The following is a 5,213-nucleotide window of genomic DNA, read 5'->3' on the forward strand; positions in this document are numbered from 1 at the left end:
AGGGTTTTAAAGGATGTTTGAAAGAGATATGAAGTGTAGATACTTGAATACTTTGAGCGATAGATTTTGTGGATTGTAGTTAGTGTAATGGAGATGGAGTTAGGATGTAGATTTTAATTTCATTGAGATGAGTAATTATGATCTAAGGATATAAACTGAAGAGTTTGATCCTGGCTCAGATTGAACGCTGGTGGTATGCTTAACACATGCAAGTCGAACGGGGTTAGTAGCTTGCTACTGGCTTAGTGGCGGACGGGTGAGTAACGCGTAGGAATCTGCCGTATAGAGGGGGACAACAGCTGGAAACGGTTGCTAATACCGCATGTTACCTGAGGGTAAAAGGCTGCTTTAGGGCAGTCGCTATACGATGAGCCTGCGTTGGATTAGCTAGTTGGTAAGGTAAAGGCTTACCAAGGCGATGATCCATAGCTGTTCTGAGAGGAAGATCAGCCACACTGGGACTGAGACACGGCCCAGACTCCTACGGGAGGCAGCAGTGGGGAATATTGGACAATGGGGGCAACCCTGATCCAGCAATACCACGTGTGTGAAGAAGGCCTTAGGGTTGTAAAGCACTTTAGTCACTGAGGAAGGTTATTAGGTTAAGAGCTAGATAACTTGACGTTAGGTGAAGAATAAGCACCGGCAAACTCCGTGCCAGCAGCCGCGGTAATACGGAGGGTGCGAGCGTTAATCGGAATTACTGGGCGTAAAGGGTTCGTAGGTGGTTGAATAAGTCAGATGTGAAAGCCCTGGGCTTAACCTGGGAGGTGCATATGATACTGTTTGACTAGAGTTTACTAGAGGATTGGGGAATTTCCGGTGTAGCGGTGAAATGCGTAGAGATCGGGAGGAACATCGATGGCGAAGGCAACAATCTGGGGTTAAACTGACACTGAGGGACGAAAGCGTGGGGATCAAACAGGATTAGATACCCTGGTAGTCCACGCTGTAAACGATGAGTACTAGCTGTTGGATCTGGTGTAAAAGATTTAGTGGCGCAGCAAACGCGATAAGTACTCCGCCTGGGGAATACGGCCGCAAGGTTAAAACTCAAAGGAATTGACGGGGACCCGCACAAGCGGTGGAGCATGTGGTTTAATTCGATGCAACGCGAAGAACCTTACCTACCCTTGACATCCACAGAACGGTTGAGAGATTGACTGGTGCCTTCGGGAACTGTGAGACAGGTGCTGCATGGCTGTCGTCAGCTCGTGTTGTGAAATGTTGGGTTAAGTCCCGCAACGAGCGCAACCCTTATTTTTAGTTGCCAGCATTTTGGATGGGCACTCTAGAGAGACTGCCGCTGATAAGGCGGAGGAAGGTGGGGACGACGTCAAGTCATCATGGCCCTTACGGGTAGGGCTACACACGTGCTACAATGGGCATTACAGAGGGAGGCGAAGGGGCGACCTGGAGCGAAACTCAAGAAAGGTGTTCGTAGTCCGGATTGCACTCTGCAACTCGAGTGCATGAAGTCGGAATCGCTAGTAATCGCGGATCAGCATGCCGCGGTGAATACGTTCCCGGGTCTTGTACACACCGCCCGTCACACCATGGGAGTGGGTTGCAAAAGAAGTAGGTAGCTTAACCGTTAGGAGGGCGCTTACCACTTTGTGATTCATGACTGGGGTGAAGTCGTAACAAGGTAGCCGTAGGGGAACCTGCGGCTGGATCACCTCCTTAAAGGTACGAAGCTGATTTTTAATGTTGAATGTTTAATATTAAATAGTTGATAGTAAGAAGAAGTAGTACAAAGAAATAAAGAAAAGGCGAGAAGTATTTGAGTGTTTACAAATGATGTTTTTTCAGTAGATTGGGTCTGTAGCTCAGCTGGTTAGAGCGCACCCCTGATAAGGGTGAGGTCGGTAGTTCAAGTCTACTCAGACCCACCATTTTTGGGGCCATAGCTCAGCTGGGAGAGCGCCTGCTTTGCACGCAGGAGGTCAGGAGTTCGATCCTCCTTGGCTCCACCAAACTACGCATCGAATTCTGAATGGGTATTCAGACTAGATTGTATTTATTAGGTTGCTCTTTAAATAGAGTGAGATAATGAATGCAAGAAGAGATCTTTAACAATTTATTATAGAGTAATGACCAAGAGAAGAAGCGCAAACGGTGGATGCCTTGGCAGTCAGAGGCGAAGAAGGACGTGATAGCCTGCGAAAAGCTTCGGGGAGTTGGCAAATGAGCATTGATCCGAAGATGTCCGAATGGGGGAACCCAGTTATTTTAGATAACTATCTGACCACTAAATGGAGTATTTGATATTTGAAGATGAGATTGGATTAGAGAATAGGATGATTTCAAGTTAAAAATTAAGTATTTGGTTTAGTGGTCAGAGGCGAACGTGGGGAACTGAAACATCTAAGTACCCATAGGAAAAGAAATCAACCGAGATTCCCCTAGTAGCGGCGAGCGAACGGGGAAGAGCCTGGTATATATTAGCACATAGATTAGCAGAACGATCTGGGAAGGTAGGCCATAGCAGGTGAAAGCCCTGTATGCGAAAATGTGTGTGTGGAACTAGATATACGAACAAGTAGGGCGGGACACGAGAAATCCTGTTTGAAGAAGGGGGGCCCATCCTCCAAGGCTAAATACTCCTGACTGACCGATAGTGAACCAGTACCGTGAGGGAAAGGCGAAAAGAACCCTGAAAAGGGAGTGAAATAGAACCTGAAACCGTTTGCGTACAAGCAGTGGGAGCATGTGTAGACATGTGACTGCGTACCTTTTGTATAATGGGTCAGCGAGTTAATGTTTGTGGCGAGGATAACTGAGTAAGGGATCCGAAGCGAAAGCGAGTTTGAATAGGGCGTTAAGTCGCAAGCATTAGACCCGAAACCGGCGCGATCTATCCATGACCAGGTTGAAGGTTGGGTAACACCAATTGGAGGACCGAACCCGGTACTGTTGCAAAAGTATGGGATGAGTTGTGGATAGGAGTGAAAGGCTAATCAAGCACGGAGATAGCTGGTTCTCCCCGAAAACTATTTAGGTAGTGCCTTGTGAGTGACTCGTTGGGGTAAAGCACTGTTTCGACTAGGGGGATTTTGCGATCTTACCGACTCGATGCAAACTTAGAATACGACGAAGTTGAATCACGGGAGACACACTGCGGGTGCTAAGGTCCGTAGTGGAGAGGGAAAGAGCCCAGACCGCCAGCTAAGGTCCTAAAGTTATCGCTAAGTGGGAAACGATGTGGGAAGGCATAGACAGCCAGGAGGTTGGCTTAGAAGCAGCCAACCTTTAAAGAAAGCGTAATAGCTCACTGGTCGAGTCGGCCTGCGCGAAAGATTTAACGGGGCTAAGCGATACACCGAAGCTGCGGATGGCACGAAGGTGTCATGGTAGGGGAGCGTTCTGTAAGCTGATGAAGGTGCATTGAGAAGTGTGCTGGAGGTATCAGAAGTGCGAATGCTGACATGAGTAACGAAAAATAAGTGAGATTCTTATTGGCCGAAAACCTAAGGGTTCCCACGCAATGTTAATCAACGTGGGGTAAGTCGGCCCCTAAGGCGTATCTGAAGAGAGAAGTCGATGGGAAACAGGTTAATATTCCTGTACCGATAATAATTGCGATGGAGGGACGGAGAAAGCTAGGTCTGCCTGGCGGATGGTAGTCCAGGTGAAAGCGCGTAGGTAGTAGTTGTAGGCAAATCCGCAGCTATGATAATCCAAGGCGTAAGACGAAGTGAAGCTTGCTTCACGAAGAGATTGAAGCTCTGCTTCCAGGAAAATCTTCTAAGCGAAAGATTATTATTGACCGTACTATAAACCGACACAGGTGGGTGGGTAGAGTATACCAAGGCAATGAGAGAACCCAGATGAAGGAACTAGGCAAAATGACACCGTAACTTCGGGAGAAGGTGTGCCCATATTAGGTGAAGGTATTGACTGCTGGAGCTGAAATGGGTTGCAAATACCAGGTGGCTGCGACTGTTTACTAAAAACACAGCACTCTGCGAACTCGTAAGAGGAAGTATAGGGTGTGACGCCTGCCCGGTGCCGGAAGGTTAATTGAAGGGGTTAGTTGTAAGACGAAGCTCTGGATCGAAGCCCCGGTAAACGGCGGCCGTAACTATAACGGTCCTAAGGTAGCGAAATTCCTTGTCGGGTAAGTTCCGACCTGCACGAATGGCGTAACGATGGCCACACTGTCTCCATCTGGGACTCAGTGAAATTGAAATCGCTGTGAAGATGCAGCGTACCCGCGGTTAGACGGAAAGACCCCGTGAACCTTTACTATAGCTTTGCACTGGACTTTGAGAATATTTGTGTAGGATAGGTGGGAGACGAAGAGACTTTGACGCAAGTTGAGGTGGAGTCGCTGTTGAAATACCACCCTGATATTTTTGGAGTTCTAACTTGGACGATTAGTCGAGGACAGTGTATGGTGGGTAGTTTGACTGGGGCGGTCTCCTCCTAAAGAGTAACGGAGGAGTACGAAGGTGCACTCGCTGCGGTCGGAAATCGCAGCAAGAGTATAAAGGCAAAAGTGCGCTTGACTGAGAGAGTGACGGCTCGATCAGGTACGAAAGTAGGTCTTAGTGATCCGGTGGTTCCGAATGGAAGGGCCATCGCTCAACGGATAAAAGGTACTCCGGGGATAACAGGCTGATTCCTCCCAAGAGTTCATATCGACGGAGGAGTTTGGCACCTCGATGTCGGCTCATCACATCCTGGGGCTGAAGCAGGTCCCAAGGGTATGGCTGTTCGCCATTTAAAGTGGTACGCGAGCTGGGTTTAGAACGTCGTGAGACAGTTCGGTTCCTATCTGCCGTGGGCGTAGGAGATTTGAGAGGGTTTGTTCCTAGTACGAGAGGACCGGGATGAACGAACCGCTGGTGTTTGGGTTGTTTCGCCAGAAGCACTGCCCAGTAGCTAAGTTCGGAATGGATAACCGCTGAAAGCATCTAAGCGGGAAGCCAGCCTCAAGATGAGATCTCCCTTGAGGGTTGTTGAAGACTACGACGTAGATAGGCTGGCTGTGGAAGTACAGTAATGTATGAAGCTAACCAGTACTAATTGCCCGATAGACTTGGTTATTACTCTATGATAGATTGTTAAAGCTTTTGAGCTTGAGAGTTACCTGATGATAATAGCGACTGTGAACCACCTGAATCCATTCCGAACTCAGAAGTGAAAACAGTTAGCGTCGATGATAGTGTGGCATTCGTCATGTGAAAGTAGAACATCATCAGGTTTTT

General features: G+C 48.1%; 2 tRNA genes and 3 rRNA genes. All 5 read left to right on the plus strand.

Features of this window, described 5'->3' with window-relative positions:
- The first annotated feature begins 152 nt into the window (after positions 1-152).
- The 5 genes from DNJ77_RS09675 to rrf all read left to right on the plus strand — a co-directional run bounded on the left by DNJ77_RS09675 (position 153) and on the right by rrf (position 5,209).
- A 16S ribosomal RNA gene (locus tag DNJ77_RS09675) occupies positions 153-1,686 on the plus strand.
- A gap of 132 nt (positions 1,687-1,818) precedes the next feature.
- Positions 1,819-1,895: transfer RNA gene (locus tag DNJ77_RS09680), tRNA-Ile, on the plus strand.
- Positions 1,896-1,900: 5 nt separating this feature from the next.
- Positions 1,901-1,976, plus strand: a tRNA-Ala gene (locus DNJ77_RS09685).
- A gap of 119 nt (positions 1,977-2,095) precedes the next feature.
- Positions 2,096-5,052: ribosomal RNA gene (locus DNJ77_RS09690) — 23S ribosomal RNA — on the plus strand.
- Positions 5,053-5,094: 42 nt separating this feature from the next.
- A 5S ribosomal RNA gene (rrf, locus tag DNJ77_RS09695) occupies positions 5,095-5,209 on the plus strand.
- Together the 16S, 23S and 5S rRNA genes with 2 tRNA genes alongside form the textbook arrangement of a ribosomal RNA operon.
- The last annotated feature ends 4 nt before the right edge of the window (positions 5,210-5,213 follow it).

Origin of the sequence: Fastidiosibacter lacustris, assembly GCF_003428155.1 — a bacterium.
Classification (GTDB): domain Bacteria; phylum Pseudomonadota; class Gammaproteobacteria; order Francisellales; family Francisellaceae; genus Caedibacter; species Caedibacter lacustris.